The organism is Desulfosporosinus burensis, assembly GCF_054657535.1.
Map to the genome: position 1 here is coordinate 194167 of NZ_BAAHYN010000007.1, position 21075 is coordinate 215241.

Sequence of the window (21075 nt, forward strand, 5' to 3'; positions counted from 1 at the left end):
TGCATAAACTATTCTTCCAAGGAACGCCACAGCAACTCAGTAACGTCTAAGACCTCAAGCGGAAATTTTTCCTGTCTTGCCGCCATTTGTAAAGTCTGTACACATTGCTGGCACGCAGAGGTAAAAATAGTTGCCCCGGTTGCTACAGCCTCACGTACCCGTTTCACAGCAATAGCTTGACTTAAATCCTTATCTACGGCAGCCAGATTCCCCCCACCACCGCAACAATCGGCCATTTCCCGGCGATGAGGCATTTCTACAAAGCTAAGCCCCTCTATAGCCTGTAAAAGCTCTCGGGGCTCGTCATAGATCCCACTGTTACGACCCAAATCACAGGGGTCATGATAAGTGACGGTTTCATCTAAGTTGCCAGGCACTAATTGTCTTTTACGGATTAATCCAGCCAGATACTGTGTAGCATGGAGCACCTCAAAGCCAAGATTTCCCCCAAGGATCGTCGGATATTCGTGTGTCCAGGTATGGTAACAGGAGGCGCAGCCCGTTATTAAGGTTTTGACCCCGAGAGCGCGCACCTTTTCCACATTGTGTTTGGCTAATTCAGTGACTTGTTGAGTGTTTCCCGAAGCGATGAGGGGGAATCCACAGCACCATTCCTCACTACCTAGAACGGTATAATTAACGTTGGCTCGGTCCAATAAGCTTACAATACTTTGGGAAATTCCAACCGACATCGGATAGAAGGAAGACACACATCCTACAAAGTAGGCGACCTCACTTCCGGCTTTTGAGACTTCTACCTCAACCTCATCTAAATCGTCCACCCAGTCAAGGCGATCTTCATTGGGGAACGTACTGATATTGTGAGTAGTTTTAATTTGCAGAGCCATCTGGGTTAAGTTGGGATGCTCCATTCCCCGAGCCCTTAAATCTTCCCGCAGATTCAACCAGAGCTCACGTGTATTAATCCCAGCTGCACATATTTCCGCACATTTACCACACAGCGTGCACTCCTGCAAACGTTGGGCATATTGGTCCGTAGCTTTTTTCTCTTTTTTCTTCAGGAATACCTCTTTGGCCAAAGCAATTTTCCCTCGGGGTGCAGAGGATTCCCAACCAATTTCTCGGTAAACGGGACAGACACTTCGACAACTGCCGCAGCTTCCGCAGATATAACTGGTTTTGGCTATTTGCTTCCGAAGTTCTTCGATAGTTTTCATCGTCCTTTTCCTCCTTTTAGGATTTTAAGGACCAATGGTCGAAAGAGACCAATCATGATCATACCAAAACCAAAGACATAGCTGTTTAGAATAATTGACGGGGGATTGTAACCCTTTCCGGGATTCAGTAGAGCTTGGGGATCTAGAGCGCGTTTGCGCTGGCGCCGACGTTCTCTCTCACCCTGGTCATATACTTTTCCCAAATAAGGAGTATTCCAAAGGCCAATGACGTAGGGTTTACCACCAAAGCTTTGTCCTAACTTGTAAATCTGGCTGATGAAACTAAGATCGGCAATGTAACGGATCGTGTTAAGTTCATCTGAGGGATAAAGAACCATCACCAAGGCCATTTCAGGAGACACGAGATGGGCATAGGTAACGCACAGGGTCTTTGTCTTTTGGCCCAATTTACTTAACCCCTCATAAAAGGCCGCAAAATTGCTGACAGGGAGTGTAATTTCTGCCGCTTGTAGGGAAGGAAGTGTTTGTTCAAGCCGGAGGGATTTAAACCGATCGGCCCATTCCTCTGCTCCTACCCCATCAGGCAATAAAGTCCCGCCTAGGACTTGCACATGGTTTCTGATGTGAGCAACCGCTTCATCCACCTCGTCACGCTTGCCCTCAAGATCAATTTCCAGGCTGAACTTTCCCAGAGGAATCTCATGAGCGTATCCAGCTTCCTGGAGCGTCATGATGAATTCCGGACTACTAAAATGAACATTGTACAGAGAAGTAAAATTTTCTCCCCCTAGCCAGGACATCATCGAGCCAGTATCCGTTTCATTATTAAATACCGCTAGCAGGTGTTCCTCTTTTTCTGGAACGTCACGCACCAACAACTTAATCTCCGTAATAATTCCCCGGGTTCCTTCAGTGCCCATCAAATCACTAAATTGTAAGCCTAATTCCTCAGATCCCTGTATCTTGGCAGGATCTTTGTCAGGTCGTGAGAGTTCCACTATTTCCCCAGTGGCCGTCACCCCCCTTATGGCCATAATCTGATCGTGAACTGAACCGTAAGGGACAGAACCGATTCCTAACCCCCCCATGGAAACCCACCCTCCAATAGTAGCGGAGGGGGCACTGCTAGGGCTTGAGCAAACCGCACACCCCTGCTGTCGCAATCCGTCATCCAGGTCTTTCCAAGTCATCCCTGCTTTGACCCAGACCATTTTTCTATTGCTCCCCTGGCTTAGCTCAAGTTTGGAAAACCCTTGGAGGCGATTCGTATCAATTACTAAACCACTTCGCATCGGAACGGAATTGAAATAGGCGGTAGAGCCTCCGCCCCGGACGGTGACCGGTATTTTGCCTTGCTTTGCCCACTTGATCAAACTCGAGATTTCTTCTGCCGAGATGGGCTGAACCACGGCTTTCGGTACGGGATTTGTGAGTAAATGGACAAGAATACCGGGGATATAGGCTACATCTTTAGCATATGGGGCACATTCAAAAGGGTCGGTGGTGACCCTTTTCCCACATATTTTTTGCAAAGCATGTTCCATGACTATCCCTCCTTACCCGGAACATTCCGGGCAATTTCTCCCTTAAGCCACTCTGCGGCTTTTGAACCATCCATGAGTTTGCCTAAGTCCTCCTGGAAATTGTTAGGCTCGATCAGCGCAATCCATCCATTTCCATAACAATCCTGGTTCATCTTTTGCGGTTCATACAGTAACTCTTTATTGACCTCCACGATCTTACCGGTTACAGGTACCTCGATACGTCCCGCCCACTTTCCCGACTGCATAGAGCTGAGAAGTTTACCTATTGTTACGTCTTTACCGACTTTGGGTAGTTTAACAAACGAGATATCTCCCGCCAATTTCTGGGCAAAATCATTCATTCCTACTCTGACTAAATTTCCCTCCACTTTCACCCAGGCATGGTCTTCAGTATAGTAGAGGTCATCCGGTAAATTATATCCTTCAATAATTGCCATACTTTCCACCTCCATTATGGTTGCGCATGATAGGAACTGCGGACTAATGGGCCACATTCCACTTTTTCAAAGCCACGCTCCAGGGCCTGTTCCCTGTACCAAGCAAACATAGTCGGAGAAATGTATCCCATTATTGGCAGGTGCTTCGGCGTGGGCTGTAAGTATTGGCCGATGGTCAGGTAATCACACCCTGCCTTGCGCAAGTCCTCCATAACACGACAAACTTCCTGTGTTTTCTCTCCAAGGCCAACCATCAAACCACTTTTAGTTTTGATCGCAGGATCCAGTCTTTTAATATCTGATAGAACTTTTAACGAGCGCTCATAATTTGCCCCCGGCTGCACGCGAGGATAAAGATCGGGTACCGTTTCGATATTGTGACCGATGACCTCTGGCTTAACGGCAACAATAGTTTCCAGCGCTTGTTCTGATCCCGCTAAATCTGGAATCAACAGTTCAATACTTGTTTGGGGAGTCTTTTGGCGCAAGGCTCTCACAACTCGGGCAAACTCCCCTGCTCCGCCGTCTGGTAAATCATCCCGAGTCACTGAGGTGATCACTGCGTGTTTAAGGTGAAGGGTTTTGACGGTTTCCGCCACCGCTTCCGCTTCTGCCGAATCGGGAGAACAGGGGATTCCTTTGCTTACTGCGCAGAAACGACATCCCCTGGTGCATACGTCACCTAGAATCATAAACGAGGCGGTGCCTAGAGCAAAGCATTCGCCCGCGTTGGGACAACGTGCTCCCTCACAAACCGTATGCAAGCGGCCCTTTGCTAAAACCCCTTCCATTTCTTCCATCACACCCGACGAAGGAGCCTGAACCGTTAACCAACTTGGTCGAAAAACCTTTGCTTTCAGGCCGTCAACAACCAACAATCTCTCCACGTCTTGGGATATAGAGCGAATTTCCCATTGAAAAAGCGCACACATTTCTTCAATGACCCTATTTTTGACCTCGGAGATACTAATCGAGCGGTTCAGTTCTTCTGCAAGCGAAGTCATTTGCACACCAGGCAAGCCGCAAGGGACAATGGTCTTAAATTGAGACAAATCCGGGTTAACGTTAAGAGCAAAACCGTGAATTGTCACCCAATGATTTACCCCTAATCCAATGCTGGCAATTTTCTTCTCCCCAACCCACACTCCGGGAAACCCAAAACGTCGCGCCGCTTTAATTCCAAATGCAGAAAGCGTTCTTATTAGCATTTCTTCTAATTTATAAACCAATAAATGGATGTCCTTATTGTATTCATTGAGATCTAGGATCGGATAGCCGACAAGTTGGCCCGGACCGTGGTAAGTAACATCTCCTCCCCTTTCGATCTGGAAAACCTGGAATTCATGAGCAGCGAGCCATTCTTCACTAACCAAGATATGTTCACTGCTGCTGGCTTTCCCCAACGTGATTGTGGGAGGGTGTTCGACCAAGATTAAGCTATCCGCAACCTGACCCTTAATCCTGAGATTTTGTAAGTTTTTCTGAAGTTGCCAAACCGGTTTATAGTCCGCTTTCCCGAGGTCAAGAAGATACGTGGGGTGAAAAGACCCAACCATCGGTTATCCCCGCTTTCTTTAACCGCCAAAAGCTTTGATGCATTCGCGAACTTTTGTTACGGTATAAGCCATTGCAGGGCCGCCTCCAAAAGCGACAGCGACTCCGGCTGCCTCCAGCACTTGATCACCAGATGCTCCGGCATTCATGGCATTATAAACATGAGCGGCAATGCAGTACTCACATTTCCCATAAATGGCGATGGCCACCGCCATTAATTCTTTTTCCATGATCCCCAGTTCCCCTTCGCAAAAGACTGGAGCCATGAGGCTTTCGAAGCCAATCGCTAATTCTGGGGCTTCTTCTTTCAATTCTTCCAACCCACCTGAAAACGCCCCCAACAGGTCGTGAGGTGTTTCTTTGCCTCCGGTCTTGATGAGAAGATCGTCATTGCCTTGCGGATGTAACTGGAACCAAGGATAGGGATTCTCCAACATTTCTATAAGACGGCCTAAAAACTCTGCAGCGAGTGAACCATCGATGATTCGATGATCCAGAGAAAGGCTAAGTGTCATAAAAAAGCGGTTTTCTAAGCGACTATCGACCATTATTGGTTTCTGTTTTATCGTTCCAACACCGAGAATGGCGGTTTCCGGTCGATTAATAATGGGGGTAAACCCTTCCACTCCGTATGCTCCCAGATTGCTAATCGTGAAGGTGCCTTGTTCTATCTCCTCCGGATTGAGTTCAGAATTGCGTGCTCGCGTTGCTAGGTCTTTAATTTTGGCTGAAATCTGTTCCAGGGTAAGCATTGGAACATTTTTCAGATTGGGAACGACAAGCCCCTCTTCCAAGGCGACGGCTACCCCAACATTGATCGATTTGGCTAATTCAATTTCCTTATCGGTGCTCCGCGAGTTCACAAGCGGGAATTCCGATAAAGCCTGTCCCGTAAACTTAACAAGGAAATCTGTAAAGGAGAATTTTACTCGTTTGTCCGCGCCCAACGCATTTAATTGCTCCCGAACATCTTTCAACGAGGTCATATCCACTTCTTTCATAATCGTGACATGGGCAGCCTCTCTCCGACTCTTAATCATTCGATCCGCTATGACGCCCCGCATGCTCTGAGGATCAATTGGACGCAGTTCCGAAGTTGTCTCTCCCTTGACCTGAACGATGTAATTTAATACATCTTCTTCAACAACCTTGCCATTTGGACCACTACCATTAATTAATCCAATATCAACGCCTTCTTTATCGGCGAGTTTAGCCGCACGAGGAGATACCTTGCCAGCACCAGCAAAAACCCCAAAAGGCTTAACAGGTTTTGCTTCTTTCTTCTTCTGTGCGTCGCCACTCCCACCTGTTAGTGCCGCTTGTAAAACACTTTTCGCCTCATCCAGAGGGACTTCTAATGCAGCGGCATCTTCCCCTTCTTCCGCCAAAACAGCAAGCGGAACAGAGATCGGGTAACTCGAACCTTGAACACCAATAATCTTATAAAGTACGCCATTATAAGGTGACTCAACTTTAATGTTTACTTTTTCCGTCATCACCTCTAAGAGTGCTTCTCCCAGGGCAACCGTCTCCCCTTCGTTTTTTAGCCAGCTAACAATTTTTCCTTTTTTCATTGTTAAGCCTAATTTGGGCATTAACATAATTTTGGCCATTTTTCTTTTACCTCCTACTTTTCAACTTATTAACTTTAACTCTTTTAGCAGATTTAACGATTTATGAATAAGCCTTTTTCTGCAGCACGTTTTAAGGTGCTTTTGACATCGACCACATACGGTCCTGTCTGCACTAGTTCTACTTCGGCACAATCTTCTGGGCCGACCAAAATCTCCCTTTCTCCATCAACAGCTATAACACAAGGGACATGACGTACTACTACTTTCTGTCCGGGGCTCATTAATTCGTATGAACGAACTGGAACCGATCGAATCAGGCCAGGTCCTACTGCGGCTTTTACCTGGATTGAGGAGCCTTGAGTTGGATCTCGCGTTTGCTCGCCACTTTCTGCGATGATTAAGTTGATCCCCTTGGCTTCCCGCTTATTAATGGGATGCAGCGCCCCGACGATTGCCGCAATGCCAATATGAAAGGGCTCGCCGCAGGTAGCCACAATCTGCCGGATCTTACCAATGTCCCAAATGGCCCGCGAACCGATGAACTGCTCAGCTAGCACAACAGCATCTATTAAGGCTATATCCACCGCTTTACCGTTGATATAGATAATTAGCTTTTTGGTCCGAATCAGAGAAAACTCTTGTTCTACCACACCTGTGGCAACTAACCCAGCTGCCAATCCCGCTATTGTTCCTTCCACCATAACCGAGAAAACATTATTGGTTCCTGTGGAAACAGGCAAGATCGGAACCTCCCCAACTCCTTTAGCTACAACCCGGTTCGTTCCGTCGCCACCCAGAGTGATCAAGCAATTAGCGCCTAATTCTATCATTTTGGCTGCTGCCAACTGCGAATCCTCTTGATTCGCCTTCCACTGCATGGGTAAGAGCTTTGTCTCCATGGTTAATTGATTCTCACCGCTGAAGGCATCTAAAGCCCTCTCGTAGAAACCAAAATAGTCCGGCATAAACCAGACGCTTTTAACCCCTGCCGCTTGAAGCCCAAGCAAGATTCTCCGGATCAAATTCACTTTTTCCTGATTATCGAAGACAGTAGCGTGAGCCACCAAACGTCTGATATCTTTTCCTGAAGCGGGATTTGCAATAATTCCTGCAATCATTTCTTCCCCTCCTACCCAAGTGCTAAGGGCAACCGAACGATCGGCCGCCCTTCTCGGAGAACGATTTAACACACGGAGTATTCTAGAAAAAGGATTTCACCGCTTCGATGATTTTTGCCTCATCCGGCATAAATGCCGCTTCCAGGTTAGATGCAAAAGGAATAGGAGTGAAGGGTGCTGCTACCCTTTTAATGGGAGCATCGAGAAAATCAAAACATTCTTCCGCGACCAATGCTGAGATTTCCCCCCCAAATCCTCCCTGTTTGACGGCTTCATGCACAATAACCAGTCGTCCGGTTTTTTCTATAGATTTATACAACGTATCCTTGTCAAACGGTACAAGGGTCCGAGGATCAATCACTTCTGCTTCGATCCCCTCTAGAGCTAAGGTTTCCGCAGCCGCTAGCGCTTTATGAAGCATCATGGAATAAGCTAAGATTGTGACATCTTTCCCTTCCCTTTTGATATCCGCCTTTCCCAGTGGGATAGTATACTCCCCTTCGGGGACTTCCCCCACTGTCCCATAAAGGGCTTTATGCTCTAAGAATACGACCGGATTATCATCCCGAATGGCAGACTTCAACAAACCTTTAGCATCCGCTGCAGTCGCTGGCATAACTACTTTAAGCCCTGGAACATGGCACATCATTGCTTCTAAGCTTTGAGAGTGTTGGGCCGCTGCACCCAATCCGGCCCCGCAGGCCATCCTTAACGTCAGCGGTACCTTAGCCTTTCCACCAAACATATAGTGCATCTTGGCTGCTTGGTTTATCAGCTCATCTAGACAGACACCTACAAAGTCGGCAAACATGATTTCTGGAACTGGGCGTAAGCCAGCGACTGCAGCCCCTACCGCTGAACCCATAATAGCGGTCTCAGAAATCGGAGAATCCAACACTCTTTCGCCGCCAAATTTTTCAAGAAGCCCTGTTGTTACTCCAAAACACCCACCGAATGCCCCAACATCTTCTCCTAGTATATAAACTTTCTCATCCCTACGCATTTCTTCCTCGAGGGCCTCATTAATCGCTTGGGAATATGTCATTGCTGCCATAATAATCTCACACCCCTTCAAATTCCTTAGTCGCAGTAAACATCACTCGTTAGTTCATCAAGAGTAGGCACAGGACTATTCTGAGCAAACTCAACCGCATCAGCAATAACCTTTTTAATCTCAGTATCGATTTGATTGATTTCCGCCTCTGTAGCCATATTCATTTCTTGCAATCGGTTCGTGAACCGTGGCAAAGGATCCTTCGCTTTCCAGGCGTTCACTTCTTCATCGGATCGGTATACGCAGGGATCTCCTTCAAAATGGCCGTGATGTCGATATGTTTTACATTCAATTAAGACGGGGCCTCCACCAGCACGAGCACGCTTCACAGCTTCTTCTGCTGCTTCATAGACAGCCATAACGTCGTTGCCATCAACGACCATACTCGGCATTCCATAGGACCCTGCACGGTCTGCAATGTCTGTAATGTTCTGATGCCTTTCCTGGCTCATCGAAATACCATACATATTATTCTCGTTGACGAAAATCACAGGCAACTTCTGAATACTCGCCATGTTCAACGACTCATGGAACGTCCCCCGGTTTGATGCTGCGTCCCCGAAGAAGCAGATCGCGACTCCATTGGTCTTCATATATTTAGCGGCAAAAGCCGCCCCTGTTGCTAAGGGCATACCTGCACCCACAATCCCATTCGCGCCAAGAAATCCCAATTCTACATCGGCAATATGCATGGAACCGCCTTTTCCTTTACATTCTCCGTCGATCTTACCGAAAATCTCAGCCATCATTTTGTTAATCGATGCTCCTCGGGCAATCCCATGCCCATGCCCCCGATGAGTACTAGCGATATAATCCTGTTTTTCTAAGTTCGCACAGACTCCGGTTGCCACAGCCTCTTCACCGATATACAGGTGAACAAAACCAGGAATTTGACCTTGTGAAAAAAATTTAGCCACGGTCTCTTCAAATTCACGAATCGTACGCATTTGACGATATAAGTCAAGCATTTGTTCTTTATTAAGCGCCACTTTAAATCACTCCTCTTCCGAATAAGCTTTGATTCCAGTCCAAATCCACATAGACTGTCAGACAAACATTAACAACTTGGATGCTATCAACGCCATCGCCTAATCCCGGCGCTAACATCACCTCTACTTCCATCCCCCCTTCCTTGATATCTTTTCTACCGAACGAATGTAGATTCATACAAATCCCTTTCCTTGGAATGCCCGTCTTGAATGATATATAAGCAAACCCTGTGCCAGCCTAAACTTGTATAGAAAATACTATGAATAATACGAAAATTCCTTGAAGGAACAATGTTTACAATTCATTTAAAGATATCAAAGTTGTATATTTGATTTTGCCCGGTATCCTTCTGTTGGTCGCGAATTGAACACCCGTTCGATCTTCGAACAACAAACAACAATCTATAACTATTAAAATTGAAACGCCTAGATATTCCAGGCGTTTTTTCAGACGAATTGTATTACCTAGCGCGGAGAGACCAGTATTTTAATATTTGCCTCTTTCCGGTTTACCAGCTCTTCAAATCCCCTTTCAATAATATCTTCGAGTTTAATTTTTCCTGTAATCATGGGTTCTGCAGAAAGCCGCCCATCATTCAACAAATCAATCGCTGTAGCAAACTCTCCATTATAGGCTAAGGATCCTATAATGTGTTTTTCATTAGCGGTTACCTCAAAAAAGTTAAACGAACTTTCACGTTCAAAGATACCCACCATGACAACTTTACCGCTTTTTCGGGCCAATTGTATGGCCAGTGGTGCTGTCTTCTCATTACCGACACATTCGAAGCTAATATCTGCTCCTAATCCATTGGTAAGTTCCTTAATCTTGGCCACAACGTCCACTTCTCTCGGATCGAAGACTGCCGTCGCCCCCATATTTAGAGCATATTCTTTTCTAGCCTTAGCCATTTCAATCACATAGACTCTACTTGCTCCAGCTGCCTTGGCAGCCTGTAAAGTCGCGAGCCCAATTGTTCCAGCGCCTAGGACAACAACTTTATCTCCTTCAATAACTGGTGCCTGTCGAACGGCATGGATTCCAACTGCTATCGGCTCGATGACAGCTGCTACTTCGTAGGACATATCATCTGGAATTTTATACATAGTATAGGCTGGGACATTGACATATTCTGCAAAGGCACCATCGGTCATCAACCCAGTAAACGCTAACTTTTCACACATACTATAATTCATGCGTTTACAATGATAACATTCCCAACACACTTGGCATGCATCTGGTGCAACCCGATCTCCCACCTGAACATTCTTAACTCCTGGACCAATTTCAACCACTTCTCCGGAAAATTCATGTCCAAGAATAATTGGTGCTATACTTCCCGTGAGGGCATCTGGTTCAGCGACCGGAATGAAAATCGGACCTGCCAAGTATTCATGGAGGTCGGAACCACAGATCCCGCACCACTCCACCTTAACCTTTACCCACCCTTCACCCGGTGATGGTGGCTCTGGTACATCTACAACGCGAACATCTTTTCTTCCATACCACACTGCTGCTTTCATTAATCATCTCTCCTTTATTCCAAACCTTATTTCTTCTTTTTAATTAAGCCATAAGAACCAAAATATACGACATAAATCAACATGACTAAAATCATTAAATCTATCCACGTTAATGGATCTCCACCGAACCCTTTGCTGATCTCAGCTTCATGCAGTATCGAAATCGCAAACCACCGAGTATAAACCAAAAATGTTATCACCCCTAGGCCGTACGTAATTACTACTCTAATAACTTTTTTCGAGACGGTATTTAGAGGTTGATTGTCAAACACTATCGACCACGTTAAGACCCAAAACAAGATACAAACACCTAATTGAGCTGGCCACATTGTAATCGCAACTCCAAGAGATTTCTGCGCCTCAACAGGGATCAGAAAATTTTTAAGCAAAGCCAAGAACAAGAAATAAATTCCTGTACCGATGACAAAATTGCCAAGGAGTGATGCCAGAGCAGTTTTGGCTCTTGAACCCAATTGGCTCCACGGCCAGTTATCTAAGGCATTGGCGGTCGTAAGCCAAGAGACAATAACTGAATAGAACCAACCAACCGCTGTGACCAATGGAAGAATCACTTTTCCGCTCTGGGACCAACTGGCTACGCTCGGATAAATTAATACCAGATAACCCAAAAACGCCAGGAAAAACCCTTCAAAAAACTCGATAATCCCAACCCATGGCTGCTTTAGCCCTAAATCCACCCATGGCCAATGCCCCATATTTGTAGCTAAGATACCGAAGAAATAAAAACCCACTAGGACAATCATGCCGGTTGCAGTCCAACCTGCTCCACTTGGATTAAAAGCCGGTTCAAAACTTCCGATGCCGAAAACAAGTATTCCCACTGTTAGAAAAGCTAAAACTGCGCCAGTAACAAATGTTACTAATCCTGATAGAGGTTGCTTTAGCCGATGAAAGGGCCATAGTTCACCATTAAATGCTAGGAATACGACCTCTAAAATGAACCAGAACATGACAGCACCAAAGGGCTGTGGGTACAGTTTCCATATGCCTTGCTTTGGATCCGCAAACACATTCCAAACCACAAGACTAACCACCAGAATTATTGTTAGGTGTGCCATTGCAAACGTGATCGGATTAACGGATAAACCAAATTGTTTCTTGGTGCTAATAATCTCACCACCCTTCTCTGCTGCATTAGTAGAAGCATCCATACCCATACACCTCCCAATTAAATTGCCTTTTCTTCCAATTCTCCATTTACAATTGTTCCAAAACAAAATCTCCCATGGTTAATGTTTACTCTCGATACCTCTTAATTATTAATTTGGCCAGCCAATTTTCAATATATTGCAAATATTATGCCAACGTTTCAATGTTATCTATCTTTAAAGAAACCCTCTAGACAGTACTATCTTAATCAAGGAATGTTCAGCTTTTTATATACGATCTCTAAAAAGAAGTGCTCGGGAACTGAACAGTATGTTCGCTTCCCGAGCACTTCATTCACGTCAATTGTGTCAAATCCAGTCTATGCTCTAACCCCCAACTTTCTCAACTTGTCATATAACGTATTGCGTCCAATTCCTAAAGCTTTTGCCGTTTTGGTAATATTGCCATTAAATCGGTTTAATGTTGACTCAACAGTAATCCGCTCTATTTCTGTTAATGAGATGACCTTCCCCACTTCTTTCAAAAAGTCCGGTTGCCGGTGTATGCTGCGGGGTAAATCCGTAACGCTGAGATATTCCCCCTCAGCCACATTCATGGCATATTCCACCGCGTTTTGTAATTCTCTTACATTCCCAGGCCAAGAATAATTACGAATGACCTCTAAAAACTCCAGCTCAGCTCCATCGATCTCTTTACCCAAGTGTTCAGAGAAAATGTTTATTAAATGAATGGTTAAGAGTTCAATATCTTTCCCTCTCTCCCTTAAGGGTGGGATGTGAATGTTTAGTACATTTAAGCGGTAATACAAATCTTCTCGGAAACGCCCTTCTTCGACGGCCCTCATCAGATCCTTGTTGGTCGCTGCAATAATCCGGACGTTAACTGGAAGTACTTTTTCTCCGCCAACCCTCGTTACTTTCCTTTCCTGCAAAACCCTCAAAAGGTTTACCTGCAATTCCATGGGCATATCCCCGATTTCATCCAGAAAGATGGTCCCCTCATTGGCAAGTTCGAACTTACCAGGATTTCCTCCCCGCTTAGCCCCAGTAAAGGCTCCCTCATTATAACCAAAAAGTTCACTTTGGATGAGTTCTCGTGGCAAAGCTGCACAATTGACTGCGACAAACGGCCCCTCCGAGCGACCGCTATGATTGTGGATTGCTTGGGCAAACAGCTCTTTACCAGTTCCACTTTCACCTGTAAGTAATACATTGGAACGGGAATTAGCCGCAACCGAGATCAGCTTAAATGCTTTCTTCATTCCCACACTTTCCCCGATAATATCTTCACAGGTAAAGCGGGCAGTTGCCCCTACCATTCTGTTGACTAAGCTGCGCACCTTTCTTATTTCCCGCAACGTAAACACTACGCCAGCGATAGTACCGTTTTCCTTCAAAATCGGCCGGGAAGAACTTGTGCAATGAATGCGCTCCCCGCCTTGATCCAGGACAATTTCTTCATCAGTGTTCCAGATGCAGTTTTTGGCTATTTCACTAAATTTATTGTTAGGACCAAGAATCAAACTCAATGGTTTGCCAACGACATCTTTGTCAGACAATTCCATAATGGCAAAAGCTGCTGGATTAATATGAATGATCTTTCCATCGTTGTCTACGGCCATCAATCCCTCCGTAACGCTACTGGTCGCGGCGGACAACAATTCGTAGGCCTGGTTTTTTTCCTCTTGAAGTTCTTCCTTGCGTAACTGATTTTCTATCATTTTTGAAATTTTAGAGCTAACCAAATAAAGTAAATCTGCCGCTTCCTTTATTTTTTCTTCCGGAATAATTTTGACTTTATTTAAAGCTTCTAAATACTCATTAGGATCTATTCCAAGCACTTCGGCGTGTTTTATAAACTTTTCCTTTTCCGGTTGCTTTGATAAGACCTGTCCTCCCAGGATTGCTCCGATTCGTACACCGTTCAGCATAATAGGAGCGGCAAAATCAACCATGCCATTTTCACAGTGGTACACCGCAGGCTTTCCGATTCTGGTTGATTCTTCAGCGCCTTTCTTATCACTAATTTCACAACGTTTCAAACCTTCAGAGCAGCTTCGATTATACTTCATACAAATATCAATAAAATTTATCGGCTGAGTCACTGGGTTGTTATTCTTATCAAATGTTAAAGCGGCAACACCCGTAACACGAGCAAAGGTGTCCTGAAACTGCTGCAAAAATTCTAAGTCAATAACATCCAGTAAATTAATTTCCTCCCCGCTAAAATCCATTAATATTTTCCTCCTTGTAAAAAAATCCCACTGTAAAAGAAGCTAGATTTTTGACTATTCTGAATTTTTTTATAACAGAATTATCACTTACTATTCTAAATGTCTTTAATTTGAAAAACCTAGCTTACACTCCATTAGTCCATGGTATGGACTAATTCACTTGTTAATCGTCTAAGCTCTGACCCCTAATTTTTTTAGCTTGTCATATAAAGTATTGCGTCCGATTCCTAAAGCTTTGGCAGTTTTCGTAATATTACCGTTAAACTGCTTCAGAGTGGATTCAACGGTAATCCGTTCTATTTCCAACAAAGAAATAACTTTGCCTTCAGTTCTTACCAGCCTTGGATAGCTAACAACGGTACGAGGCAATTCTTTAACGGTAAGATAATCTTCTTCAGCTATATTAATGGCGAACTCCACGGCATTTTGCAATTCCCTGACATTCCCAGGCCAAGAGTAATTTCTGATTGCCTGTAAAAATTCCGTTTCTGCTCCTTTAATGTGTTTGCCCAGGCTCTCCGAAAAAACTCTGATCAAATACATGGTCATGAGTTCGATATCTTCTTCCCTTTCTCTTAAAGGAGGGATATGAATGCTAAATACATTCAAACGGTAGAATAAATCCTGGCGAAAGCGTCCCTCATCGATATTCTTGAGCAGATTCTTGTTTGTAGCAGCTATGATGCGCACATCAACCGGAATTTCTTTGTCTCCTCCAACCCTGGTCACTTTTCGTTCTTGTAATACCCGCAAAAGGTTAACCTGGAGTTCCATGGGCATATCCCCGATTTCATCCAGAAAGATGGTCCCCTCATTGGCAAGTTCGAACTTACCAGGATTTCCTCCCCGCTTAGCCCCAGTAAAGGCTCCCTCATTATAACCAAAAAGTTCACTTTGGATGAGTTCTCGTGGCAAAGCTGCACAGTTGACTGCGACAAAAGGACCCTCCGAGCAACCGCTATGATTATGAATCGCTTGGGCAAACAATTCCTTCCCAGTACCGCTTTCTCCTGTCAAAAGAACGTTTGAACGGGAATTCGCGGCGACAGAAATTAATTTCAAGGCATTTTTCATCACTTTAGATTCCCCGATAATATCCTTACAATAAAATCGGGCAGTAGCTCCTACCATCTTGTTTACTAAACTGCGAACCTTATTTATTTCCCGCAAGGTAAACATCACACCGGCAATTGAGCCATCCTTCTTATAAAATGGACGGGCGGAACATATACAATGAATTCGACCCCGTCCTTGATCGTGCACAATTTCCACATCCGTTTTCCAGAGAAGCTGGTTAGCCATTTCACTGAACTTCTCGTTAGGGCCAAGGATCGATTTCAGAAGTTGGCCTGTCTCAATTTTATCGCCCAAGCCAAATATTTTTTGGGCAACCGGATTAATATGAATAATCCTCCCTTCATTATCAACAGCCAGCAATCCTTCAGTCACACTCTCCGTTGCTGCACTCAATAGTTCATATGCTCGTTTCTTTTCCTCCTGGATTTCTTCCTTCCGCAATTGATTTTCTATGGCTTCTACCGCCGCGACAACCATACCATATGTATGCAAATACACATATTCGGCGGGGCCAGAGATATCAAAGCATCCGATAATTTTCCCGAGAGAATTATGAATCGGGGCTCCAGAACACGTCCAGTAATGATGCGATTGGCAAAAGTGTTCGGGCCCAGAAATTTGAATAGCTTTATCGATGACCAACGCTGTCCCGATCGCGTTAGTCCCCACGGCCTGCTCCGACCAGTTTGTACCCTTTATAAACCGAATTGTACTTGCAGCCTTATCCAGAATCTCAGAATCTCCACAAGTGTGCAAAATCCGCCCTTCCTTGTCAGTAATCACGACCATGAATCCCGAACCTTGAACACTTTGATAAACGGTATGCATGAAGGGTTTGGCTACCTCTACTAATTGAGAGTTAGAAATGAAAAGTTGTTGTAGTTCGTTGTGATCCGATCTATCTTTACCTATGCCATCATAAGGATCTACGCCAAGTGCCCGACAGCGCTGCCAAGATTCCAGGATCTCTGGACGTGTAACCACTACATCAGTGATACCCCTCTTGACAAAATTTTTCCACGCCCAAAGCGGATCTTTTACATATTTCACGGATTGGGTGTACATCATAAGCACCTCCAAAGCTTTAACGTTTAATCACGAAATCATTTTTGGCACAGGATTTGCATCAAAAAAATGAAGGTTTAACTCTTTGAAGTTAGGAGTTCTCAGTATGGAATTTTACAATCTTGGCACCGTTCCTTGGTTTGAATCACAGGTTATATATCACGCTCTTGCCCACCTAAACCGGGAGGCGTTAATACTCTGTACCCCGGCAACACCTTATGTCTGTGCAGGGTTCCATCAGGATATACCCAGTGAAGTCGATTTAAAAGCTTGTAAAGAATTCGGGATCCCCCTATTTCGTCGCGAAGTTGGAGGCGGATTAGTCTATTTAGATCACAGGCAGATTTTTTTCCAAATTGTTCTTCACCGAAAAAATCCAGACATCCCCACCAACCGGGAGCGATTTTACAAGAAGCTCCTCGAACCAGTAGTGCAAACGCTTAGGGATTTCAACTTAGCGGCGGAGATACGCTCGCCTTGTGACTTAATTGTTAACTCCAAAAAGATTTCTGGCAATGGCGCAGGTCAAATCGGAGAGTGTAATGTCTTAGTTGGGAATATTCTAATGGATTTCAATTTTGAGGTTATGTCTTCTATTATCCGTGTCCCATCAGAGGATTTCCGCCAGGAGTATTTACATCAAATGCAAGCAAACCTCACGACATTGCAGTCGGAAATGGGGAGAGCCGTATGTAAAGAGGAAGTTATCGAAAGGCTCAAAACTAACTTCACAGGAGCCTTCTCGCTTACTTCAACCCAACTAGACAATCAGGTTCTTGAACAAATCCGCAAACTCACCCCTATGTTTCAATCCAAAGAATGGCTCATGGAAGCCGGGCGTCGCCTCCTCTATCGGGAGATTAAAGTAGCGGAAAACTGTTATATCAGAGAATACCAAGTCTCTCTTGATGGTACTGACCTGACATGCCGTTTAGTCCTCGCTGGTCAACGAATTACCAATATAACCTTGAGTGACTCCAATCGCTTAATCCCTCCCCTACGTTTGCGACGGTTGGAATACTCCCTCCTCGGAAAAAAGATGGATTTTAATACATTAAATGAAGCTTGTATGGAAGCACATGTCTTAAACCCCTTTCAGGCAAAAAATCTTGCCCTTACCCTAAGCGGGAAAAACGCTGCTGGAACTGCGTGATGATCCCTTCAGTATGACGGTTAAACTACCAATCTAAGTTTCAAAGTACTCTGGGAATGCAAACCAAGTTTTTCGTACTAAGACAGAAAAATCTGTCTTTTCCCAATTGGTATTATATTCTACTTTTCTTTTAAAACCCCTTTGTATAAATTCCCCAAATCTTATCAAATACTGCCGAGGATACTGTGTCAACACGTTAATGTCTCCCGTTCGAATACTGTCAACTGCTAAAGAACCCGCGATTTTCCCAGCCACTATTGCTGGGAAAATCCCCTCTCCACTGATAGGATGAGTATGTCCTGCCGCATCCCCAACTAACATTATGTTTTTCTGTTGCATCCTTAACCGGGGTCCTCCGATAGGAATCGCTCCACCAGTCGTTCGTATCACTTCTTCACTAATCACCCCTTCTTTGAATAAATATTGTTGAAATTCTGCTAAAGCGGTTGCTACACTGCCGCCTAAACTTAAATCAATGCTAACCCCGACATTTGCCAGATCATTTTTAGGAAAGAGCCAAGCATATCCGCCGGGAATGGATGGACTAAAGTAAATTTGAGCCCATTGCGCCCTTTTCCTTAACTTGACCGTGATTTGCTTAGCATAGGCCAAAATTTGAGGTGGGCAGTGTATTGCCTGGGCTACCACGGATTTAGGTCCTTCCGAACCTATAATAATCCCCGCTTTAACCACGGATAATTTTCCTTGCTTATTGATTAAAACACCCTGATCCGTAACCGCTACTGCCCGTGCTTTAGTAAATAACTTAACCCCAGATTGAACCGCTCTCTCAGCTAAATAACGATCAAAGACATCCCTGTTGAGTATGTAACCAGGTGCCCGTGTTTGAGCCACTTGTTCTCGATGAATATAGGTAACGAAACCTTCCACCCTTTGAGCTATGCAATCCGCTGGAACAGGTACTTCTGCAGCTAAACTCAATGGTACATACTCTGCACATTGAACTGGTAAACCTATTTGTTCTTTTTTGTCTAACATCAACACCGAAACCCCACCGGCAGCCGCTGTAGCCGCTGCGGAGCTACCTGCTGGGCCAGCTCCGATTACTACAACATCTGCATTAGCCAAAATAGGAAGCTCGTCAATTTCAAACTCAGCGTTCATCTTAAGGCTCTGCGCACACATGACTCCACGTCCTGAGCACTTACACCGGGAATTTGATCCGGGTAATCCTTAAAATAAGACCTGATTATCTCCTCAATTTTGTCCCCTCCCAGAGGACAATCCTTTAAGCGGGCCTCAAGCTCAAAGATGACCGACGGATTATGTGTAAAGAAATCCCCGCTAAGTAATACGCTCTTCAAAACTCGTGTCTTTAACTCCGTCTTGGCAACCACCCGGATTAATCCGCCTTGTGTTTTAAGGCAAGCTTCCTTTATTTCTCCCGCCTCAGTTGGTAAACGAACTTTATAAATCCATTCAGGCGAATGAAAATACATTCTCTTCTCTCGAAATAATGCCTCTTCCCATGGATTAAGTTCGTCTCTAATAAATTGCATATCCATAACAGATGCAAATGCCGCACAAATCGCCTCTTTAATCTTGGACATATCCGGAACCTGACCAAGCTCTCTTTTAAGCCACGTTACCCGGTCCTCTACCGCGATAATATTTTTATCACTTATTTTTTCCATTGGAATTTTTAGTACCTTGACCATGCTCTCAACGTCAAAATCAACGAGTAAAGAACATTGGAAGACAAAGGCATTGCCTAATTCGGCCCCCCCTGTACCGCAAATCTTACGATTACCAACTTGAATATCGTTACGGGGACGGAACATTGCCTTTACTCCAAGATCGGCCAATGCTTTGACCATAACCTCACACAACAGCTTATAAACCTCATCGAGATTTCTTCCCGCCAGCCAATCCTTACCCGCATAAATTTCCCATCCTAGTTCAGACGGTCCCCAAAAAATTGCTCCACCTCCTGTGATACGACGGTTGATCTCAATACTTTCTCTCCGACAATAGTCTTTATCAATTTCTAACTCTACTGCTTGATGCAAACCCAATAGGGCACAACGGGGAGAAAATTGGAGAAAACGCAATGTATTCGGGCATTTTCCTGCGCTTCGGGAAGCAAGCAGGACCTCGTCTAAAGCCATGTGGTCAGCCGAATTTAATGGATTATTGTCAAGTAGTCGCCAATTCATCACCACTAGAGTCCTCCTTTAATTTGATTTAGATGTTGTTGATCATGTCCACTGTTCGATTTTCGAACAGTGGACGAAAATCGAACAGTGGATAGTGCCTTTTTTTATTAAGACACGTTAGTAATTTAGCCAATTTTAGCCTTCACTTAGTACGAAGGACGGCATTATCTACTTTTTTAAATTTTTATCCTTAATCTTTCTTAATATCATTGCAATTCATATGCCAAGCCCTATGAAACTTCTTGGCATATGAATTGCATGTTTATTATAGTCATCACAGGTACGCTGCGTCTTTTTCTGTTCTACTCTGTGAATCCCAAAATGAATTTAAGTATGGAGAGGATGTGATTTAATTGTCATTAAAAGCCGCCTTTATTTTCCTTGCACCTCAAGCCGATCCTTCACAACATCAGGCGGAGATTCAAACCCCACAGGTTACTCTACTCATACGGGGAGTCCAAAATTATCAGGAAGCTGTTAATCTTGCACAACAACTGGTTACTGAAGGAGTTCAGGCGTTGGAATTATGCGGAGGATTTGGGAACATTGGAACGGCGAAAATCGTTGAAGCTGTAGAGCATAAAATTCCAGTGGGTACAGTGCGATTTGATAGCCACCCTGGTTTGAGCGGAAAAAGCGGGGATGATCTATTCTTATTTTAAGCACACCTCCAAGGACTGTAAGGATAAATCATTAAACGTTTTCTGTCACGTTAGAAATCCTGACATCATAGCGAATCAATTTCCCCGAGAGAAAACCCAAATATTCCAATATATTGTATTCAAATATTTGCACCAATACCCTTTTAGTTATATAATGGGTACAGGTGTAATACTACCAAGACAAGTAATGCCCACTCACAACTAAATACGGCTTTTTGCTAGGGGTGCCCTTCGGGGCTGAGATGAGGAAACTCAATCCCTTTGAACCTGATCTGGTTAATACCAGCGGAGGGAAGCTAATCGTTATACTTTATAGAAGTATAAGTGAGAACTGCTTACCGCAGTTCTCTTTTTTATAGTTTTATACCCTCCCTGGTGACTTGGTAGTAAGACAGGAATCCTGGCAAAAAGGTCTGAAGAACAGGCGAAAGGAGGATGGTCTGTTGCAGATTATTCTAAACGGTGAAGCGCAGGAGCTTAAACAAGAATGTACCGTATTCCAGTTACTCGAAGACAAAGCTGTGACCCTAAAAGCTGCGGCTGTTGAACTCAATGGGAAAATCCTAAAACAAGAGCTATGGCAAAGTACTGTAATAAATGCTGGCGACAGTTTGGAGATTTTAATTTTTATGGGAGGTGGCTAA

The 21075-nt window shown here is 44.5% G+C and carries 18 protein-coding genes and 1 riboswitch; of the genes, 3 read left to right on the plus strand and 15 right to left on the minus strand.

Going from position 1 to position 21075, the window contains the following annotated elements; genetic code table 11:
- Positions 1-8 precede the first annotated feature (8 nt).
- From ACYQ3Q_RS14290 to ACYQ3Q_RS14350, 13 genes are all read right to left on the minus strand, one after another.
- Positions 9-1178: a (Fe-S)-binding protein gene (locus tag ACYQ3Q_RS14290; protein ID WP_459929207.1), complete on the minus strand. Its 1170-nt coding sequence runs from the start codon at positions 1176-1178 to the stop codon at positions 9-11.
- Entirely contained in the window at positions 1175-2683 is a 1509-nt protein-coding gene (locus ACYQ3Q_RS14295) for an FAD-binding oxidoreductase (protein ID WP_459929208.1), read from the minus strand. The genes ACYQ3Q_RS14290 and ACYQ3Q_RS14295 overlap by 4 nt, the downstream gene beginning before the upstream one ends.
- A 2-nt stretch (positions 2684-2685) precedes the next feature.
- Entirely contained in the window at positions 2686-3120 is a 435-nt protein-coding gene (locus ACYQ3Q_RS14300) for a glycine cleavage system protein H (protein WP_459929209.1), read from the minus strand.
- Between the two features lie 14 nt (positions 3121-3134).
- Complete coding sequence (lipA, locus tag ACYQ3Q_RS14305; protein WP_459929210.1) at positions 3135-4676, minus strand: lipoyl synthase; 1542 nt, start codon at positions 4674-4676, stop codon at positions 3135-3137.
- An 18-nt stretch (positions 4677-4694) separates the two neighbouring features.
- Positions 4695-6287 carry a 2-oxo acid dehydrogenase subunit E2 gene (locus ACYQ3Q_RS14310; RefSeq protein ID WP_459929211.1) on the minus strand — a complete coding sequence of 531 codons (1593 nt, stop codon included), beginning with the start codon at positions 6285-6287 and terminating at the stop codon, positions 4695-4697.
- Between the two features lie 53 nt (positions 6288-6340).
- Positions 6341-7438 (minus strand): ATP-NAD kinase family protein, encoded by a 1098-nt coding sequence (locus tag ACYQ3Q_RS14315; protein WP_459929212.1) that lies wholly within the window; start codon positions 7436-7438, stop codon positions 6341-6343.
- 10 nt (positions 7439-7448) lie between these two features.
- Positions 7449-8420: an alpha-ketoacid dehydrogenase subunit beta gene (locus ACYQ3Q_RS14320; protein WP_459929213.1), complete on the minus strand. Its 972-nt coding sequence runs from the start codon at positions 8418-8420 to the stop codon at positions 7449-7451.
- A gap of 26 nt (positions 8421-8446) precedes the next feature.
- A complete protein-coding gene (gene pdhA, locus ACYQ3Q_RS14325; protein WP_459929214.1) occupies positions 8447-9409 on the minus strand; it encodes a pyruvate dehydrogenase (acetyl-transferring) E1 component subunit alpha in 963 nt (320 codons plus the stop codon).
- 1 nt (position 9410) lies between these two features.
- Positions 9411-9587 carry a hypothetical protein gene (locus ACYQ3Q_RS14330; RefSeq protein WP_459929215.1) on the minus strand — a complete coding sequence of 59 codons (177 nt, stop codon included), beginning with the start codon at positions 9585-9587 and terminating at the stop codon, positions 9411-9413.
- 287 nt (positions 9588-9874) lie between these two features.
- The gene (locus tag ACYQ3Q_RS14335; protein WP_459929216.1) at positions 9875-10933 is read right to left on the minus strand and encodes a 2,3-butanediol dehydrogenase; all 1059 of its coding nucleotides are present in this window, start codon (positions 10931-10933) and stop codon (positions 9875-9877) included.
- A 26-nt stretch (positions 10934-10959) separates the two neighbouring features.
- Positions 10960-12105 carry a hypothetical protein gene (locus tag ACYQ3Q_RS14340; RefSeq protein WP_459929217.1) on the minus strand — a complete coding sequence of 382 codons (1146 nt, stop codon included), beginning with the start codon at positions 12103-12105 and terminating at the stop codon, positions 10960-10962.
- 317 nt (positions 12106-12422) lie between these two features.
- Complete coding sequence (locus ACYQ3Q_RS14345) at positions 12423-14297, minus strand: sigma 54-interacting transcriptional regulator (RefSeq protein WP_459929218.1); 1875 nt, start codon at positions 14295-14297, stop codon at positions 12423-12425.
- A gap of 171 nt (positions 14298-14468) precedes the next feature.
- Positions 14469-16442, minus strand: a complete 1974-nt coding sequence (locus tag ACYQ3Q_RS14350; protein ID WP_459929219.1) for a sigma-54-dependent Fis family transcriptional regulator — start codon at positions 16440-16442, stop codon at positions 14469-14471.
- A gap of 103 nt (positions 16443-16545) precedes the next feature.
- On the opposite strand from ACYQ3Q_RS14350, the gene ACYQ3Q_RS14355 reads away from it, so the two are divergent.
- Complete coding sequence (locus ACYQ3Q_RS14355) at positions 16546-17592, plus strand: lipoate--protein ligase family protein (RefSeq protein WP_459929220.1); 1047 nt, start codon at positions 16546-16548, stop codon at positions 17590-17592.
- 33 nt (positions 17593-17625) lie between these two features.
- Here ACYQ3Q_RS14355 and ACYQ3Q_RS14360 read toward each other — a convergent pair whose 3' ends face one another.
- Entirely contained in the window at positions 17626-18738 is a 1113-nt protein-coding gene (locus ACYQ3Q_RS14360) for a geranylgeranyl reductase family protein (RefSeq protein ID WP_045572943.1), read from the minus strand.
- Positions 18714-19769, minus strand: coding sequence for a lipoate--protein ligase family protein (locus ACYQ3Q_RS14365; RefSeq protein ID WP_459929316.1), 1056 nt, complete (start codon positions 19767-19769; stop codon positions 18714-18716). Before ACYQ3Q_RS14365 ends, ACYQ3Q_RS14360 begins: the two co-directional genes overlap by 25 nt.
- Positions 19770-20122: 353 nt before the next feature.
- On the opposite strand from ACYQ3Q_RS14365, the gene ACYQ3Q_RS14370 reads away from it, so the two are divergent.
- The gene (locus ACYQ3Q_RS14370) at positions 20123-20431 is read left to right on the plus strand and encodes a DUF6506 family protein (protein WP_459929221.1); all 309 of its coding nucleotides are present in this window, start codon (positions 20123-20125) and stop codon (positions 20429-20431) included.
- A gap of 210 nt (positions 20432-20641) precedes the next feature.
- A riboswitch (TPP riboswitch) is annotated at positions 20642-20742 on the plus strand.
- Between the two features lie 132 nt (positions 20743-20874).
- On the plus strand, positions 20875-21075 hold the full coding sequence (gene thiS / locus ACYQ3Q_RS14375; RefSeq protein WP_459929222.1) for a sulfur carrier protein ThiS: 201 nt from the start codon (positions 20875-20877) through the stop codon (positions 21073-21075).

Excerpts from the sequence above, each read along its gene's own strand:
- ACYQ3Q_RS14295 (WP_459929208.1), bottom strand. The coding sequence starts at position 2,683 with ATGGAACATGCTTTGCAAAAAATATGTGGGAAAAGGGTCACCACCGAC.
- ACYQ3Q_RS14310 (WP_459929211.1), bottom strand. The coding sequence starts at position 6,287 with ATGGCCAAAATTATGTTAATGCCCAAATTAGGCTTAACAATGAAAAAA.
- ACYQ3Q_RS14350 (WP_459929219.1), bottom strand. The coding sequence starts at position 16,442 with ATGATGTACACCCAATCCGTGAAATATGTAAAAGATCCGCTTTGGGCG.
- ACYQ3Q_RS14300 (WP_459929209.1), bottom strand. The coding sequence starts at position 3,120 with ATGGCAATTATTGAAGGATATAATTTACCGGATGACCTCTACTATACT.
- ACYQ3Q_RS14320 (WP_459929213.1), bottom strand. The coding sequence starts at position 8,420 with ATGGCAGCAATGACATATTCCCAAGCGATTAATGAGGCCCTCGAGGAA.
- ACYQ3Q_RS14365 (WP_459929316.1), bottom strand. The coding sequence starts at position 19,769 with ATGAATTGGCGACTACTTGACAATAATCCATTAAATTCGGCTGACCAC.
- ACYQ3Q_RS14330 (WP_459929215.1), bottom strand. The coding sequence starts at position 9,587 with ATGAATCTACATTCGTTCGGTAGAAAAGATATCAAGGAAGGGGGGATG.
- ACYQ3Q_RS14335 (WP_459929216.1), bottom strand. The coding sequence starts at position 10,933 with ATGAAAGCAGCAGTGTGGTATGGAAGAAAAGATGTTCGCGTTGTAGAT.
- ACYQ3Q_RS14345 (WP_459929218.1), bottom strand. The coding sequence starts at position 14,297 with ATGGATTTTAGCGGGGAGGAAATTAATTTACTGGATGTTATTGACTTA.
- ACYQ3Q_RS14355 (WP_459929220.1), top strand. The coding sequence starts at position 16,546 with ATGGAATTTTACAATCTTGGCACCGTTCCTTGGTTTGAATCACAGGTT.
- ACYQ3Q_RS14340 (WP_459929217.1), bottom strand. The coding sequence starts at position 12,105 with ATGGATGCTTCTACTAATGCAGCAGAGAAGGGTGGTGAGATTATTAGC.
- ACYQ3Q_RS14290 (WP_459929207.1), bottom strand. The coding sequence starts at position 1,178 with ATGAAAACTATCGAAGAACTTCGGAAGCAAATAGCCAAAACCAGTTAT.
- lipA (WP_459929210.1), bottom strand. The coding sequence starts at position 4,676 with ATGGTTGGGTCTTTTCACCCCACGTATCTTCTTGACCTCGGGAAAGCG.
- ACYQ3Q_RS14360 (WP_045572943.1), bottom strand. The coding sequence starts at position 18,738 with ATGTGTGCGCAGAGCCTTAAGATGAACGCTGAGTTTGAAATTGACGAG.